20 protein-coding genes are annotated in these 15,848 nt (G+C 57.1%); 11 read left to right on the top strand and 9 right to left on the bottom strand.

The annotated features are described in order from the left end of the window. Nucleotides 1-13: 13 nt before the first annotated feature. The 4 genes from M2Q46_RS02125 (at nucleotide 14) to M2Q46_RS02110 (ending at nucleotide 3,272) form a co-directional block, all read left to right on the top strand. Nucleotides 14-421, top strand: coding sequence for an NUDIX domain-containing protein (locus tag M2Q46_RS02125; RefSeq protein WP_009454615.1), 408 nt, complete (start codon nucleotides 14-16; stop codon nucleotides 419-421). Nucleotides 422-588: 167 nt separating this feature from the next. Continuing rightward, nucleotides 589-1,014 (top strand): DUF2946 family protein, encoded by a 426-nt coding sequence (locus M2Q46_RS02120; RefSeq protein ID WP_052159153.1) that lies wholly within the window; start codon nucleotides 589-591, stop codon nucleotides 1,012-1,014. A gap of 51 nt (nucleotides 1,015-1,065) precedes the next feature. Beyond that, complete coding sequence (locus M2Q46_RS02115; RefSeq protein WP_088452682.1) at nucleotides 1,066-1,602, top strand: YcnI family protein; 537 nt, start codon at nucleotides 1,066-1,068, stop codon at nucleotides 1,600-1,602. A gap of 47 nt (nucleotides 1,603-1,649) precedes the next feature. Continuing rightward, nucleotides 1,650-3,272, top strand: coding sequence for a copper resistance CopC/CopD family protein (locus M2Q46_RS02110; protein ID WP_302356549.1), 1,623 nt, complete (start codon nucleotides 1,650-1,652; stop codon nucleotides 3,270-3,272). A gap of 16 nt (nucleotides 3,273-3,288) precedes the next feature. Here M2Q46_RS02110 and M2Q46_RS02105 read toward each other — a convergent pair whose 3' ends face one another. After that, the gene (locus M2Q46_RS02105; protein ID WP_115635206.1) at nucleotides 3,289-4,170 is read right to left on the bottom strand and encodes a LysR family transcriptional regulator; all 882 of its coding nucleotides are present in this window, start codon (nucleotides 4,168-4,170) and stop codon (nucleotides 3,289-3,291) included. A 121-nt stretch (nucleotides 4,171-4,291) separates the two neighbouring features. On the opposite strand from M2Q46_RS02105, the gene M2Q46_RS02100 reads away from it, so the two are divergent. Beyond that, complete coding sequence (locus tag M2Q46_RS02100) at nucleotides 4,292-4,906, top strand: glutathione S-transferase family protein (RefSeq protein WP_060185913.1); 615 nt, start codon at nucleotides 4,292-4,294, stop codon at nucleotides 4,904-4,906. A 27-nt stretch (nucleotides 4,907-4,933) separates the two neighbouring features. Then, the gene (locus tag M2Q46_RS02095; RefSeq protein ID WP_060185914.1) at nucleotides 4,934-5,344 is read left to right on the top strand and encodes a VOC family protein; all 411 of its coding nucleotides are present in this window, start codon (nucleotides 4,934-4,936) and stop codon (nucleotides 5,342-5,344) included. Nucleotides 5,345-5,437: 93 nt separating this feature from the next. Here M2Q46_RS02095 and M2Q46_RS02090 read toward each other — a convergent pair whose 3' ends face one another. Beyond that, on the bottom strand, nucleotides 5,438-6,667 hold the full coding sequence (locus M2Q46_RS02090) for a glycosyltransferase (protein ID WP_060185915.1): 1,230 nt from the start codon (nucleotides 6,665-6,667) through the stop codon (nucleotides 5,438-5,440). 100 nt (nucleotides 6,668-6,767) lie between these two features. Between M2Q46_RS02090 and M2Q46_RS02085 the strand changes: the two genes are divergently transcribed. After that, on the top strand, nucleotides 6,768-7,373 hold the full coding sequence (locus tag M2Q46_RS02085) for a TetR/AcrR family transcriptional regulator (RefSeq protein ID WP_060185916.1): 606 nt from the start codon (nucleotides 6,768-6,770) through the stop codon (nucleotides 7,371-7,373). 165 nt (nucleotides 7,374-7,538) lie between these two features. Here M2Q46_RS02085 and M2Q46_RS02080 read toward each other — a convergent pair whose 3' ends face one another. From M2Q46_RS02080 to M2Q46_RS02065, 4 genes are all read right to left on the bottom strand, one after another. Next, nucleotides 7,539-8,081 (bottom strand): TetR/AcrR family transcriptional regulator, encoded by a 543-nt coding sequence (locus M2Q46_RS02080; RefSeq protein ID WP_137430943.1) that lies wholly within the window; start codon nucleotides 8,079-8,081, stop codon nucleotides 7,539-7,541. Further along, nucleotides 8,078-8,614 (bottom strand): dihydrofolate reductase family protein, encoded by a 537-nt coding sequence (locus tag M2Q46_RS02075; RefSeq protein ID WP_035267990.1) that lies wholly within the window; start codon nucleotides 8,612-8,614, stop codon nucleotides 8,078-8,080. Before M2Q46_RS02075 ends, M2Q46_RS02080 begins: the two co-directional genes overlap by 4 nt. A 189-nt stretch (nucleotides 8,615-8,803) precedes the next feature. After that, on the bottom strand, nucleotides 8,804-9,190 hold the full coding sequence (locus tag M2Q46_RS02070; RefSeq protein ID WP_031232143.1) for a hypothetical protein: 387 nt from the start codon (nucleotides 9,188-9,190) through the stop codon (nucleotides 8,804-8,806). Nucleotides 9,191-9,346: 156 nt separating this feature from the next. Continuing rightward, a complete protein-coding gene (locus tag M2Q46_RS02065) occupies nucleotides 9,347-9,601 on the bottom strand; it encodes a hypothetical protein (RefSeq protein WP_257113317.1) in 255 nt (84 codons plus the stop codon). 93 nt (nucleotides 9,602-9,694) lie between these two features. On the opposite strand from M2Q46_RS02065, the gene M2Q46_RS02060 reads away from it, so the two are divergent. Together M2Q46_RS02060 and M2Q46_RS02055 are read left to right on the top strand one after the other, a co-directional pair. After that, nucleotides 9,695-10,483, top strand: a complete 789-nt coding sequence (locus M2Q46_RS02060; protein WP_035267993.1) for a helix-turn-helix transcriptional regulator — start codon at nucleotides 9,695-9,697, stop codon at nucleotides 10,481-10,483. Between the two features lie 96 nt (nucleotides 10,484-10,579). Further along, nucleotides 10,580-11,488: a LysR family transcriptional regulator gene (locus tag M2Q46_RS02055; protein WP_257113316.1), complete on the top strand. Its 909-nt coding sequence runs from the start codon at nucleotides 10,580-10,582 to the stop codon at nucleotides 11,486-11,488. Nucleotides 11,489-11,545: 57 nt separating this feature from the next. Here the strand turns inward: M2Q46_RS02055 and M2Q46_RS02050 are convergent, their stop codons facing one another. After that, entirely contained in the window at nucleotides 11,546-12,478 is a 933-nt protein-coding gene (locus M2Q46_RS02050) for a nitronate monooxygenase family protein (RefSeq protein ID WP_302356541.1), read from the bottom strand. A gap of 3 nt (nucleotides 12,479-12,481) precedes the next feature. Further along, on the bottom strand, nucleotides 12,482-13,027 hold the full coding sequence (locus M2Q46_RS02045; RefSeq protein ID WP_257113314.1) for a cytochrome b: 546 nt from the start codon (nucleotides 13,025-13,027) through the stop codon (nucleotides 12,482-12,484). A 591-nt stretch (nucleotides 13,028-13,618) separates the two neighbouring features. Here M2Q46_RS02045 and M2Q46_RS02040 point away from each other — a divergent pair. Both M2Q46_RS02040 and M2Q46_RS02035 read left to right on the top strand, forming a co-directional pair. Then, entirely contained in the window at nucleotides 13,619-13,996 is a 378-nt protein-coding gene (locus M2Q46_RS02040) for a hypothetical protein (RefSeq protein WP_302356539.1), read from the top strand. 6 nt (nucleotides 13,997-14,002) lie between these two features. After that, entirely contained in the window at nucleotides 14,003-14,392 is a 390-nt protein-coding gene (locus M2Q46_RS02035) for a tautomerase family protein (protein WP_302356537.1), read from the top strand. A gap of 15 nt (nucleotides 14,393-14,407) precedes the next feature. On the opposite strand, the gene M2Q46_RS02030 is transcribed toward M2Q46_RS02035, so the two are convergent. Then, the gene (locus M2Q46_RS02030; protein WP_302356536.1) at nucleotides 14,408-15,841 is read right to left on the bottom strand and encodes an efflux transporter outer membrane subunit; all 1,434 of its coding nucleotides are present in this window, start codon (nucleotides 15,839-15,841) and stop codon (nucleotides 14,408-14,410) included. Nucleotides 15,842-15,848 lie beyond the last annotated feature (7 nt).

Below are 15,848 nucleotides of genomic sequence, written 5' to 3'. Positions count from 1 at the left end.
TAGAGATGTAGACATAGACGAAACCATACGAGTTGGCTGCGGTGCAGTCATTATGCAAAACGACAAAATCCTGCTGCTCAAGCGTGTGCGTGCACCAGAAGCTGAGCACTGGGGGATACCGGGCGGCAAAGTGGACTGGCTGGAAACCCTGGAGCAAGCCGTTACACGGGAGATTATGGAAGAAGTGGGTTTGCGTCTGGAGAGTCTGGAGCTACTGGTCAATGTGAACCAGATTGATGCCGACAAGGGCGAGCACTGGGTGGCGCCAGTTTATTTGGTCAAATCCTTCACCGGCCAGGCCGTGGTGCAGGAGCCTGAGAAGCACAGCGGCATGGACTGGTTTACATTGGATCAACTGCCAGAACCCTTGACGGTGGCGACCCAGGTGGCGGTGGCTGCAATCAAGAAACGTAGGGAGTGAAACTGCCAAGTCAGAAGCAGCACTAATACCAAGGTGGGCGGCAGGATCAGGAACAAAGACAAAGATAAACCAGCCAGATCAAGATCAAGATCCACGTGTAGCTTGGTGCCAGATAACTGGCGAATGCCTCATCAGTCGGCCCCCACTTTTGTAATATACTTTTCCGCATGCGCGCCCTGGGTCCCCGTTTCGTTTCCCGCGAAATCCGAGTTTGGCAACTTCTGTTTTGCCTGGCTCTGCTGGCCTACGTCTGTCGCGCCATCGTCCCGGCAGGCTACATGCCTACCCGCTCAGGACAAGACAATGGCTTTGCCATTACCTTCTGTACGGCTGGCAATGCTGCCAATACGCTCTGGATTGATCTGGTCGGCCAGGATGGCCAGGCGGATTCCGATACGCATCACAATCAACAGGACTGCCCCTTTGGTATCGCGGCCTCCCCCGCCTTGTTGCCGACCCAGGATGCGCCTGTTCTGATCAGCCTGATTAGGTACCGGCCGGTTTTGTTAGCCCAGAGCAATCAAACCCTGCCACCGCTGCCGGCACAAGGCCCTCCTTTAGGTTCACGCGCCCCGCCTTTATTCCTCGCTTGATGTGTTCCCGTCCTTTGACGGTTTCTCTTTTTTATCTAGCCGAGGTTTTCAATGTCGATTTCTTCCACGTATTTCCGTGCCACTCTGGGCATGGCTGCCGTGCTGTTCGCGTCTTCCGCTGTGGCACACGTTTCCCTGCAAACCAAGCAAGCCCCGGTGGGCAGCAGCTACAAGGCAATTCTGTCCGTGCCGCATGGTTGCAAAGGCTCTGCCACCACCAAAATCCGTGTCCGTATTCCTGAAGGTGTGGTCGGTGTCAAACCACAACCCAAAGCCGGCTGGACGCTGGAAACAGTAAAAGGTGACTACAAGCAGGCTTACACGCGTTGGGGTGCCAAGGTCAGTTCCGGTGTTCAGGAAGTGGTCTGGGCTGGCGGCCCTTTGCAGGACGAGCACTATGACGAGTTCGTGTTCATCAGCTACCTGGCCGATGAGCTCAAGCCCAATAGCACGCTCTACTTCCCGGTTGTTCAGGAATGCGAACAAGGCGTGGAGCGTTGGATTGATCAAGCAGCTCCGGGCACCAAGGAAGCGGCTGACCATTCCGACGCCCCTGCTCCTGCGCTGCAACTCTTGCCCAAGCCTTAAACACCCAGGCGGCTGGTGCCCTTGGGCATCAGCCTGAAGGAGATCTTATGCAAACGCAGACCCTGCGTAGGCAGGCAGCTTGCCACCCACTGCTCGTGCTACTGCTTGCCTTGCCGTTGCTGGCCTGGGCGCCGGTGCTGTATGCCCATGCCTCCTTGGTCGCCAGCAAACCCGATAGCGGCACGGTGCTGGCCCAGGCTCCCAGTACAGCCAGCCTGAGCTTCAATGAGACCGTATCGCCCTTGCTGATGAAGTTGATTCGTCCCGATGGTTCCTCCAAGGAGCTGGAGGACGTTCTGACACAAGACCAGCGACTGGAACTGGCCTTGCCGCCCATGGAAACCGAAGGCACGTATGGGCTGAGCTGGCGGGTTATTTCTGCTGACGGTCATCCCGTAGGCGGAACGCTGACGTTTTCCATTGGGGCACCCAGCTCAAATCTGGTGGACAGCACCCACAGCAATCCCCTCAGAAATGGACTGATCTGGCTGGCCCGACTTCTGGGCTATGTGGGCCTGTTTACGGGGATAGCTTGGGTGGTCTACCGCGCCTTGGCTCCAGCATCAAACAACACATCAGCGAGTCAAGGTCATATCGCGCCACGCATGCTGACTTTAGGGGCCGTCGCCTTATTGCTGAACCTGGGCTTGGTGGGTGTCGATGCCCTGGACTTGCCTCTGTCCGCCCTGTTCGGCACGGCCGCCTGGCAAACGGCTGCATCGACCTCCATGGGCCTGGCGGTGCTGCTGGGCTGGCTAGCTCTGGCCTGTGCCGCCTTATCCTGGAAAGCGACACACTCCGCTAGCCAGAAATGGCTGGCTGCTTTGGCGCTGATTCTTCTGGGAGCTTCCCTGGCGTCCAGCGGACATGCCAGCACAGCAGATCCCGTCTGGCTATCTCGGCCCAGTGTCTGGCTGCATGTCGTGGCGCTGACACTGTGGATTGGTTCCTTCCTGCCTTTGGTTTATGCACTTCAGCATGCTCAGGACTCCCGCTTGCTGACGCTGTTCTCGCGCTGGATTCCCGCTGTCCTGCTGGTTCTGGTCCTGAGCGGAGCCGCGCTGATCTACGTGCAATTCGATCAACTCGCTTCGCTCTGGGAAAGCCGATATGGACAAGTGCTCAGTGCCAAGCTGATTCTGGTCCTGCTCTTGCTGGGTTTGGGAGCCTACAACCGCTATCGTCTGACTCAAGCCGTCTTGCAACAGCGTAGCGATGCCCGACAGGCTCTGCGACGTGTGGTTCGTCTGGAATATGTGTTGGCGGTGCTGATCCTGGCCGTGGCCGCATTATGGCGCTTCACCCCGCCCCCGCGCGCCCTGGCCCAACTAGTTCCACCCAGCGTTTCCAGCCATATTCATACCGAAGCCGGTATGGCAGATCTGTTGTACATCCCGGCCTCCACCCAGCACCCCGCCATTCTGACCGTCTCTTTATACGAGCCGGATTTCAGTCCTCTGAAGGCTCAAGAAGTGGAGGTGATTTTCAGCAACCCGCAAGCCGGGGTGGAGTCCATTACCTTTCCGGCGGAACTCACGCGGCAGGATCAATGGGAAGTGAGTAATGTCGAGCTGCCGCATCTGGCCAGCTGGAATATTCGTATTCAGGTGCTGATTTCAGACTTTGAACGCATACACCTGGATAGCACGCTGGATTTGCAAGCCAACTAAACCCGGCATCCCGGAATCAGAACGGCTTCATAAAACGTTTGGTGGCCTCAATAAAGGCGCGAACATTGGGATGATGTTTGCGCCCGCCTTCAAACAGTAAAGACACCGGCAAGGCTGGCGCCTCATCATCGCGCAGCAAAGGCACCAGCCGCCCTGCCTCTATCTCGCCCGCTACCTGGTAAGACAAGGTGCGCAACACACCCAGACCATCCACCGCTGCGGCAATTGCCGCATCTACATGGCTGACAGACAGGCGCGGTACACCACCCACACGGCGCACTTCGTCCAGCCCCCAACCGCGATGCGGCCCGCCTTCATCCTCGACCCAAATCAAATCGTGATGCCGTAAATCTACCAATGAAGCCGGTCGGCCTTTACGCACCAGATACTCGGGACTGGCGCTGAAAACACGTCGAACTTCTCCGACCGGCACCACATGCAAGGAGCTGTCCGGCAAGTCGGCAATGCGGACCGCTATGTCAATCCCTTCCTCCACCAATCGCACCAAGCTGTCGCGCAGGATCAGGCGGATTTGCAATTGCGGATACAGGCGCAACAACTCCAAAACCACCGGCATCACATACATTTTTCCGAACATGACCGGGGCCGTTACCGTCAGGGTACCGCTGGGCTCAGAACGACTCCCCTGCACGCTTTCCACGGCCTGATCGATCTGGGCGATTCCCGCCCGACAACGCTCCAGAAACAGGCTGCCCTCTTCCGTCAGCCGCACGCTGCGCGTGGTGCGCATCAGCAATTGCACGCCCAAGCTGGCCTCCAGCGCCGCGATGGTGCGCGACACCGTAGTGGGCGACATATTCATGCGCCGCCCGGCTTCAGCAAAGCTGGCCTGCTCTGCCACACAGATAAAAGTACGTAGTGTTTTCAGCCTGTCCATGCGCCCCGCCTTTAAAGACTATGCTCAAGAATAGCAATAATGAAGTGCAATTCTAGGCGATTGTTTCGTACTGCCATAGAAAGCAGAATGAATACCTCTTGTTTATGACTGGTGAACTGCCATGAAGCTCTATCACTACGCCCTGTCCGGGCACGCCCATCGCGCCGCCCTGTTTCTGTCTTTAAGCGGCTTGCCCCATGAGTTGATCGAGGTCGACATGGCGGCCAAAGCGCACAAGCGAGCAGAATTTCTAGCCTTGAATGCTTTTGGGGAAATTCCCGTGCTGGATGACGATGGCCGGATCATTGCCGACTCGCTGGCAATTCTGGTCTATATCGCCCGCAAGATCGGACCCTCGCACTGGCTGCCCAGCGATCCCTATCAGGAAGCGCAAGTACAACGCTGGCTGTCTGTGGCCGCAGGCAAGATTGCCTACGGCGCTTGTGCAGCTCGATTGGTGACTGTGTTTGGCGCCAACTTCAACCCTGAAGAAGTGATTACTCGCGCCCATGCCACCTTGGCGACCCTGGAACACAGCCTGAAAGACCAGCGCTGGATTACCGGAACAGAAGAGCCCACGATTGCGGACATTGCCCTGTACAGCTATGTAGAACGCGCCCCCGAAGGCAATGTGGATTTGTCCAGCTACCCCTGCGTTCAAAGTTGGCTACGCCAGATCGAGGCCTTGCCCGGCTTTATTCCCTTTCAGAAAACCCGCGCCGGGCTACAAGCCTGACGGACGCCCTTGGAGCAGAAATACATCATGAACTTCAACAAACTGGAACTGGACCATATAGGCATACGGGTAACGGACCTGGACATTGCAGAGGCCTTTTACGCCAAGCTGGGTTTTCTGCGCGACCCCGACGAGTTTGCGCCTCAAGCCAAAGCTTGCGGCCTGGTTCATGCCAACGGAATGCGTATTCACTTGATCTATAACGGCTTGGCCGCAGAGGAAGGCAATGTATTGCTGGATGCACCTGTGAAGCGGCCCGGCTACACCCATGCCGCCTTCATTATCGACAGCATGGACGAGTTGCTGAGTTGGCTGGCGCGGGAGAATATTCGCGTCAGTGAAGGCCCGGTAATGATGGGGCATGGCCGTCGCATGGTCTGCTTTATCCGCGACCCGGATTTGAATGTGCTGGAATTTAACGAGATTCTGGCGGCCTAGCTTGGTCCACAACGTAGATCCATTCCAGCCCCGGCAAATATCCAAAACTTGCTGGGGCTTTACCCCAGCTTTTTCTAACAAACCTATCGCAGACTAGCGCATCAAGGCTTCGATCGTCGCAACAGCCACCGCCACCCCATCTTCCTGCTCCATATCCTGCGCGATGTGTTGAGCACGTGCCCGCACATCGTCTTGCTGAACAAAGGCCAAAGCCGCTTTCAGCTGAGCACTATTGACCCGTTTGCCCGATAAAGGCTCCGGCGCCACACCCAACAACGCCAGCCTGTGCGCCCAAAAAAACTGATCACCGGCAAAGGGCAAAACAATGGACGGCACACCCGCTCTGGCGGCTGAATGCGTGGTTCCCGAGCCGCCATGGTGGATAACAAGGGACATGCGGGGGAATAAATGCTGATGCGGCACCTCGCCCACCTTGAAGAAATTGTCTGGCAAGACCGCCTCTTGCATACCACTCCAACCGGGGCTGAACACCACGCGGCGACCTTGCATGGCTTCAATCATCATCTGGATAAAGTGCGCGCGATCAAACCCGGCCATACTGCCAAAACCTATATAAATCGGTGCCTCCCCCGCTGCCAGAAAAGCTTCCAGCTCCGCATCCATCGTCCAGCCCCCAGACGGCATGATCCACTGACCACACAAGCGCGCATTGTCTGGCCAGTCCCTGGGCGGAGCCAGCAAGCTGGGAGAGACACCGTACAACATGGGATGGTCGGACCAGACCTTGTTCTGGGCGGGCAGCCCGCAGATTTGTTGCCGAGCCTGATTGGTAACTCGCTTGAACGCCCGCCACAGTAGCGCATTTACCCACTCATGACTGCGTTTGTTCAAAAAGCGCGGCACCTTGGTCGGTGGCAAGAAGGGAGAGGAAAAGGCAGCGGTGGGAGTGATGGGTATCAGCCCGGTACCAATGGCCTTAATGCCGCGACGCTCTGCCACGGACAGCCCCACAAAAGCGGCCAGACCCGAAACGATAATCGCGTCACAACCCTCGCTGGCATCCAGCACGGTTTGCATCCAAGCGGGTGTGTTGACATTGGCAATCGCCGACAGCGCCTTGGCCGTTTGTTGAAAACCGCCCTTTTCCTGCACCGCACTGGACAGAATCTGCCCAGGCATCAGGGCCTGCCGTATATCACCGGCCAGAGGCAGACATGGCACACCCAAGGTTCGAGCAGAGCTTAAAGTACCACCGTCCGCCAACAGGCAGACTTCGTGCCCCGATGCCATCAAACCCGCCGCCAAGGTGGCAAGCGGACGTACATCCCCCTCGGTACCATAAGTCACAAGCGCAAATTTCATGATCTGGCCTTGATAGCGATAACAGCTCGCGATAACAGCAATGGCATCATAATATTGCACGTCGTATACTTATGCAATTCGTATACTTTTTTAAACTGACATGACTACAGACCATGATCCGGGCCGCCGGGAACGCAAACGCCTGCTCATGCTGGAGCAGATACGCCAGACAGCGGCCACCCTGTTTGAGCAGCACGGCTACGAGGCTGTGACCATGGAGCAGATTGCAGACCGGGCCGATATCGCCAAGCGCACCTTGTACAAACACTTCCCCAGCAAAGAGGCGGTGCTGGCGTTACATGTGGATGCGCAGCTAAAGCAGGATCTGGCCTATCTGCAACATGAGGTGGCTCAGTGCCCTACGTTTCAGACGCAGGCTTTGTGCATTCTGCGTGCCTCGGCAGACTGGTGCACCGAACACCCAGAGTTCTTGAGAGCCTATCTGCGCCATCAATTGCTGAATACAGGCACAGCCAGCAAGGACAGTGACATCACTCAAACCTGGCAGGCATTGATTGCCTTAGCCCAAGACTCGGGGGAGTTGAATCCGTCACTAAGCCCCGAGCAACTGGCCCACTGGTTTCATCACCTGTACTTCGGAGCCATGCTGCGCTGGCTGAATCAGCCCGAGCTGTCCTTGCATCAGGAATTCGAGGACATGACCCAGTTGTTCTTGCAGGGTGCAGCAGTAAAAGGCACGGCATAAAAAAGGCAGGAAGGGCCCCTGCTTTTTCGTGACTGACCTGACGAATCAGAATCAAGTCGCGTCATCGTAAATAGCGCGGCAAATCAGAATCAAGCCGCACTATCATGGCTAAGCAGGCAAATCTGAATCAAGCCATACCATCGTGACTATCCAGGCGAATCAGGTTCAAGCCGTACCATTCAGCGCCATCAACAAGCGATCCAAAGCCTGCTCATAAACACGCTGCGCCGCTTCATCTTTCGTAATAGAAGCAGGCAGACCGCTACCATGGGCATGGTCGATCAAGATGCCCAGCCATAGTTCCGGCTCCTCGGTGCAGTCCGCCAGTAAGCTACGCAAGCGCTGGGTAATCTCCTGCGTCACCCCGGCAAAGGCAGCTGGATCGCTGAAGATGGCCACGGTCAAATGCGGATGACGGCTAACCGCCTGGTGATAGCGCAGCAAAATCCGGCGCAGTTCCGAGCCTTCCTGCTCATCCAGACCTTGCAGCACCTGGGCATACACCCGGTCGGACAAGACGCGCAGCAAGCCTGCCCGATCCGGCACGTGGTTGTACAGACTCATGGGGGTCACGCCCAGACGGGCGGCCAAAGCACGCATACTCAAACCTTGCTCGCCGCCCTCGTCCAGAAGCGCCAGCCCAGCGTTCAGAATATCGTCCAATGTCAGGCCGGCGCCTCCAGCCGGACGTCCTCGCCCCCGGCTCATGACTTGAACTGATAACGAGACTGTACCAAGCCGGAAGGAAAGCTCTGGCTGGAGAGCAAACGCCAATCCATATCCTGATTCACATCGCCAAACAGTCGGCGGCCTTCACCAATAAGAACCGGCATGGTGGAAAGAATCATCTCGTGCACCAGACCAGCCCGCAAGAAGGACTGGATAAGCTGGCCGCCGTCTACATAAATACGTTGCAGATTTTCTGCTGCCAATTGCTCCATCAGTTGCTCGGGAGTCTGGCGGGAGAAACGGACTTTGCCTTGCAGATGCTCAGGAACCGACGTGTCGGCCAGTTGTCTGGACAAGACCACCACAGGCAGCTGGTAAGGCCAGACGTCAAAAGTCAGGACTTTCTCGTACGTCCCACGTCCCATGACCACCGCATCCTTGTCCGCAATAAAAGCCATATAGCCGTGATCTTCCGCAGGATCGCTGCGCTCCAGTAACCAGGCAATGTCGCCGTCCGGTTTGGCGATGAATCCGTCCAGGCTGGTTCCGATGAAAACGTGTGCAGTGCTCATGATCTACCCTTTTATATATACGGCGTATATTTTATAGATAAATCTGCAACTGGAAAAAAAAATCTGCGCTCAGCTCTCTCCCGCTCCAGCGCTGTCTGCCTTGCGCACACAAAAACAGGCCGCATCACACGGCCTGTGGTCCCTCTGTTGATCGGATACCCTCTTTCTGGCAGCCATGCCGCCCGCAATTTAACGGGCCAGCAAACGGCTGGCCTCAAGCCTGGCTTCGCCTTCATCAACGACAAAGCTGAATTGCAGGCCCAGCACCCGGCCCAAGGTCTGCTGTGCCAGGCGTGCTGCAGCAGGAATGGCCCGCCCCTTGCTGATCACTACCATGCCAGCGCACAAATCCTTCAAGCGCTGCTTGTTCTGCTTGAAGAACAAGGCGCGTTGCTTGCGATCCTCGTGGCTTTCCTCATGGGCATGGTCCCCACCGCCCAACCTGTCGGTCAGCAAGACAAAACGTTGGCCCCGATTCAACAAGGCCTCCAATTGATCCTGCGCCTGTTGCGGCGTTTGCTGCGAGCTGTGTTCTCTTAGAAACACCAATGGAAACTGCGTGTCATCAACTTGCATAAGCGGCTCCTTGCCATCAATAAAGACAGCCAACATCGAAGCGGCGCACGCCCAGATGCGGAGGGCTTCCGAAAGCATGCATCAAGCCGCTAGGTAAATACAGCCAAGCGGTATCGCGCAACAAATACGGTCGAACCGTTGCGCCTTCACCTCTCATCACAGTCTGGACTCCACAAAATCGCGCAGTTGGGGATCTCGAATCTCCAAGGCATCAAACAAGCCTAGTGCTTTCAGAGCCGGCAAGGCCGCCACAATATCGTTCAAGGCGCGCTGGCGTTCAGCGTCGCTGACATCAGGCTGGCGCAAGGCGGCAGCATTAGCCAGAAACGCGCCTACCGTGCCTTTACGAATGGTGGTGCCATCAATCTGAACTTCACTGGCGTGATCGGGAAGAATGTCATGGGCTTGCATGTGTCACTCCTTTATTCATCAAGGTTTTCAGTGTAAGCAGAAAGGTTTTGGCAGCTGTACACTATATCGGTCAATAGATAACAAAATTACGCCATGCCTGAACGCAAGATTGGTTTGCATGATTTTCTGAACTTTCCCGAGCACCCCGTCCTGTTCGCCGTCACCGGCAACCATGACTCGGAGCTGTCCTCGCGCCCCCATCAACACGCTCGCGGGCAGTTGTTCGGCTCCCTGCGCGGCCTGCTTTCCGTTGGAGTGGAGGACGCCGTTTGGGTAGTACCCGCCATCCATGCCGTCTGGCTGCCGCCGCACGTCCTGCACTCGGGCCAATCGCATGGCCCTTTTCATGGCTGGAGCGTCTATATAGACGAAGCGGCCTGCGCCGATCTGCCTTCCCAGGCCTGCACCTTGCGCACCTCCGGCCTGCTGCGTGAAGCCGTGCTGCGCGCCTGCTCCTGGGATTTGATTCCCGCCGCGCCCTTGCCCCAAGCCCAGGCTCATATTGCCTCCGTCATTCTGGACGAAATCCGCAGTCTGCCCATCGAACCTTTTGGGCTCCCGCTTCCCCAGGACCCGCGTTTGCAACGCATTGCCCGCGCCCTGATTGCCGACCCCAGCAACAATCAAGGCATGGAACATTGGGCCGACTGGGCGGCGGTCAGCCTGCGCACTTTAAGCCGCCGTTTCGTGACAGAAACCGGCTTTAACTTCACCGCCTGGCGTCAACGCGCCCGCCTGATGCGCTCCCTGGAAATGCTGGCAGCCGGTGCCCCTGTCGCCACCATTGCCTACGATCTGGGGTATTCCAGCCCCAGTGCCTTTATCAGCCTGTTCCGACGCAGCTTTGGTCACACCCCGGCGAACTACCGCAATCAACTGTAAGCCCCTCAAACCGCTTTACGACTCATCAGGAATGCCATAAAGTGATTGATTAATAATCCACGCATCACTTTCAGACATGGGATGGCCGAGATGGAAATGCGCCAATTACAGATTTTTTGTGCGGTTGCAGAGCACGGCAGCTTTACTGCCGCTGCCCAGATGGTGCACACCGTGCAATCGAACGTCACCATGCGCATCAAAGAACTGGAGGCCGAACTGGAACAGCCATTGTTCATACGCCAGAAAAGTGGTGTGTTACTGACTCCGGCTGGCCATACCTTTCTGGCCTACGCCCGCCGTATCTTGCAACTGACCGAAGAAAGCCGTGCCGCCCTGCAAGACACCGGCACTCCCAGCGGTCTGCTGCGTCTGGGCTCCATGGAGACCACGGCCGCCATCCGTCTGCCCCAGGTTTTGACCCAATACCGCGAACGCTATCCCCAGGTTCAGTTGTCCTTGCAAACCGGCACCACGGCCGAGCTGATCAAGGCCATTGAGACCCACCAGCTCGATGGTGCGTTTGTCGGTGGCTTTCATCAAAACGCCGCCCTGACTCAAGAAGAAGTGTTTGAAGAAGAACTGGTGCTGGTCAGCAGCAAGGCGGTGGAATCCCTGCCTGCCCTGATTGAAAAAATTCCCCAACAAACCGTACTGGTCTTTAGAACCGGCTGCTTTTACCGCTCTACGCTGGAACACTGGTTTTATCAGGCTGGGCTGGTGCCCAACCAGATCATGGAAATGGGCACACTGGACGGCATTCTGTCCTGCGTAGCCTCGGGCATGGGCATTACCTTGCTGCCCAAAGCGGTCGCCCAGAACAGCAGCTTGCGCCTGCCCGTGCAATGCCACGAACTGCCACCTGACGTTGCGCGGGTAAAAACCGTGTTTATCCGTCGTGCTGATGCCAATCCTGGCTCGGCCCTGCGCAGCTTTGTGGCCCTGGCTCAAGCGCAGTTCGCCCAATTACCGAAACTGGATCAAGGCGAAGCCGCACTGTTGAGTTGACCGGTCAGCCTGTGGGTCTGTCCAGCCGCTCCGCACAGGCTATGCCGCAGTAAAGCGTCAGGACAAGCCCAAAACCAGCTCCTCGACCCGCTCTGCCGCAGGCACAATGCTGTGGATCTTGCCCACGCCCTGACCGGCATACAAAGACAGTTTCCTGGCCATTCTGTCCTTATCAATTGCCCGCACCCCACCCCCGACCAGACGCAGCACATTCCACTTGTCACGGTTGGGAATCACGCGATGCGGCGTGCCATAGGTCCAGCCAAAAGAATAGCCGGTGCGATATTCCGTATCGTCCGTGCTGGCTTCCAGAATCTTTTGCTTGTAGAGCGGATGCGCGTTGGACTCCTCGCTGGCCAGAAAGGCCGTGCCCACCAATACGCCGGAAGCCCCCAGGCTCATGGCCGCCCTGACATCCTGGCGGGTCGTAATCCCGCCTGCCGCCAGTACGGGACGACCTTGCGCACAGTCCAGAATCGCGGGTAGTAAAGACATCAGGCCAATGGTGCCGCGATTCAGATGGCCACCACCCTCACTGCCTTGGGCGACGATAATGTCGGCCCCATGCGCAATCGCTTTACGAGCCAGAGCCACCGTGCCGGTTTGCACCATCACAATCATGCCGGCGTCTTTGGCGCGGGGAATCATGTCGGCGGAATAGTCCTCGGCATAGAACAGCGACAGGATGCGAGGCCGCTCCTGCAGGATCACTTGAAACTGGGCCTCGAACACCTCCGGGCCACCAAACTGCGGCACCACATTCACCCCGAAAGGCTGGTCCGTCAGTGCCCGGGTTTCCCGCAGCCACTTACGCAGCATCAAGGGAGCCAGACGCAAGCCACCCAGCACACCCATCCCACCCGCGTTCGCTACCGCCGCCACCAATTGCGGCCCGGAAATCGCAGCCATGCCCGCCAGAAAAATCGGGTACTGCACTCCGCACATATCCGTAATGACATTGCCCGTAAAGTCTCGATTTGCTTCGCTCATGATTTACAACTCCACCTGTTTGCCCAAGATGCGACGCAAGGCCAGATTCTTCAGTACAAAATGGTTTTTGAATGCCCCGAAAAGGTGCAAGGCCAACCCCACCAAAAAGGCCGTGGCGCCAATATTGAACAGCACATCGACCACCGCCTTGACCTGCTCATTCGGGCTGATCACGGTCGGTAACGCCAGGCCACCGGGCAACTCCACCGCCACGCCAGCCGCCGCACGGGATAGCCAGACGGCGAGAGGCAACAGCACCATCGCCAAGGCCAGGGCTGTCGCCACGGAACGGGCCACTATTACTTCCACCGGGTTGGGCGAGCCCACCGGCAAGGGGTGAAAAGAAGTCACCCGCGCCCAGAAACGGTAGATGGAAATCAGGAACAGCAGCGTCCCCAGCAGATTTTGCAGCTGCACCAGTCGCACATCGCCGGGGCTTTGGGCCATGGCCACCCCCAAGCCCAGAATGGAAAACAGCAAGACCGCTACAAGCCAGTGCAGCACAATAGTGATGGGCGAGAACCTGAGTCCGTTGTCGCGCAATTGCATGATTAGCTCCTTGAAAAGGTCACCGGGGGCAAGTCCTCTACAGTGCAATACCGAGAGTGATACGTCGTGAGCCACCTGCCCAACAGGTACAAGCGGCCAGTTTCGGCAGTCAGCTTGTCGCCTGCAGGCCTGGGCCTGTGTCACAGTGGCCTCAGAGCCTTGGTGGTGCCAAGAACCGTCGTTTAGAAGCCCTGACGATAAGCGCAGCAACCAATCAAGTAAAATGATGAATACTGATTAATAAAATCTTTTTTAGTGATTTATAAACAGAAAGTTCTTCTCAGAACGCCAGGCGGCAGGCGTGCAACCTTCATCATCAAACCATCCAAGGGCAACAAGTAACACCCGCTGGTCGTTCGCAAGAAACCGCAGGCTCATCCAGGCCTCGCCTACATGAATCTCTTTTTGATCATTATTAGTGATTCATAGAATCATTATTCATCATTTTACTTGATTCATTCAGTCTTCTATCTTCCATATCGATAGCCCTGCTATCCCGCCCTCAAACCAGGAGACTGAAACCATGACTCGCCCCGCTGCCTATCTTGAACACTGTAAAAAAAGCCACGTCTTGCCCGGCTTTTGAATCTTATGGTGACGGACGCTCAACGCGACATCATCAAGACCGCTGCCCCGCTGCTGGCAAGCGGCGACAAAGCCCTGACCACCTATTTTTATGAATTGATACTGCGCGACTCCCCACCGATGAGCCCCTTGGCCAGCCAGATCGCCAACAATCACCTCGCTCTACAGTTCCAGCCCGAGCATGACCCAATGATGAGCACTTGCCAGCTGCAAGCCATACGCGAAGAGCTGATCGCGAGGATGACAAGCAACGAGCTCATAGATGGATGGGTCGCCGCCTATCAACAGTTATCGAATTTGCTAATCGAAGCCGAACGTCTGATTTACGACGATATGGCTATCACTTCCGGCGGCCTTGCAGACCGCAGCCCCAATCAAGAATGAACCATCATGCCACTACTGAAATTTGATCTGATTCAAGGCCGCAACGACAAAGAGCTGCGCCTGCTGCTGGACACCGCGCATCAAGCCATGGTGCAAGCCTTTGATGTTCCCGCCAGCGACCGCTACCAGTGCGTGACCCAGCATCGTCCCGGCGAGCTGATACTGGAAGACACCGGCCTGGGCTATCCGCGTAGCGACAAGGTGGTACTGCTGCACATCGTGTCCCGCCCCCGCAGCGAGAATCAAAAAATTCAGTTCTACCGTTTGCTGGCAGAGCGGCTGGAGCAGAACTGTGGCGTCTCGCCCAATGATCTGATCATCGCTCTGGTCGAGAACAGCGATGCAGACTGGTCCTTCGGGCGTGGACGAGCGCATTTTTTGACGGGGGAGCTGTAATCCGATTACTGCGTCTCAGCTTCCCTGCCAGCCTGCTCCCAGGGATTTATACAGAGCAATGGCAGCCAATACCTCGTCCCACTGGCTAAGCGTCAAGGCATCTCGTGCCTGATTGGCGCTACGCTGTGCCACCAGGATCGGCAAGTAGGCGCTTAAGCCTGCTTTATACAGTTGCGTCGCGTGCTCCAAAGCCTGTTCGCTATCGAGCAGTGCGGCCTGCAAGGACTTCTGACGTTGTACCTGGCTATGCAGAGAGGTCAAGGCATCTTCCACCTCCCGCAAAGCCAGATGCACATCACGCTCATAAATCAGTTCAGCGGCTTGCGCCTTCGCTTGTGCCGCTTCGATGCCCGATTGCGCAAGGCCACCATCGTGCAAGCTGTGCTCCGCTTGCAGCCCTGCCGCCCACAACAGACTGGCATTGGAAAAGATGTCGTGAATCACGCTGACGGCAGTCCCTATTCCCAAGGGAATCCGGAACGTCGGAAAGCGTTGTGCCTGGGCTTGACCTATATGCGCCGTGGCCGCGGCCAAACGCCGTTCATCTGCTCGCAAGTCTGGCCGGGAGCGAATCAGATCCGAGGGCAGGAACGCGGGCAATTGCGGCGGCACGGGCAAGGCAGGCGCGGGTTGCGTCAGAACCGCATGCCAGTCGCCCGGAAAGCCGCCCGCCAACACACCAATGCCATGACTGAAACGGGCAATGTCGGCTTCCAGTATCGGGAGCTGCGCCTGTGCCATTTCACGCTCGGCTCTGGCCTGCAAAAGTTCAGACTGACGAGCCAACCCGCGACGTCGGGATTGCTCCACCAACTGTTCGGTATCGCGCAGATTGCGCACATTGTCCCTGGCAATATCCAGCCGTCTTTGCGTCGCCCGCAAACCGGCGTAATGGCTGACCAACTCGGCAATCAAGCTGACCTGCAAAGCACCGTGGTCCTGCGCCAACGCTTCAATACCGGCATCGGCGGCCTCTATCGCCCGGCGAGTGCCACCAAACAAATCCAGCTCCCAACTGACATCCAGCCCCAACTGCCAATTTCGTAACTCCCCTCCAGGTGGCGAGTCCAGAGCTTTACTATTGCGGCGCGCCTGCCCCGACGCCCCGGCTGATACCTGGGGGCCAAGATCGGCTGCAATCTGGCCGCGTTCCGCCTTGGCCTGCTTCAAACGAGCCACAGCAATATTCAGATCCTGATTACGGCTCAACGCTCTTTCCACCAGCGCATCCAGCGTCGGGTCCTGGAATTGCTGCCACCAGCGACGCAAGCTGTCCTGATCCTGCCTGGCAAAGCCTGTTTGTTCATGTAGCCACGTCGCAGGAAGCGGCTGTTTGGGCTCCACATAATCCGGGCCTACCGTCGTGCAAGCTGACAAACTCAGGAGCAGCACCACATAGGGTAAAAAGCGGCGTGCGCGGTGACGTTCAGGCATCAAAAAATTATCCATACCTGCC

The organism is Alcaligenes sp. YSL9 (genome assembly GCF_030515105.1).
Classification (GTDB): domain Bacteria; phylum Pseudomonadota; class Gammaproteobacteria; order Burkholderiales; family Burkholderiaceae_B; genus Alcaligenes; species Alcaligenes phenolicus.
The sequence above is the reverse complement of the archived record's forward strand: the minus strand, read 5'-3'. Positions and strand labels throughout refer to the sequence as shown.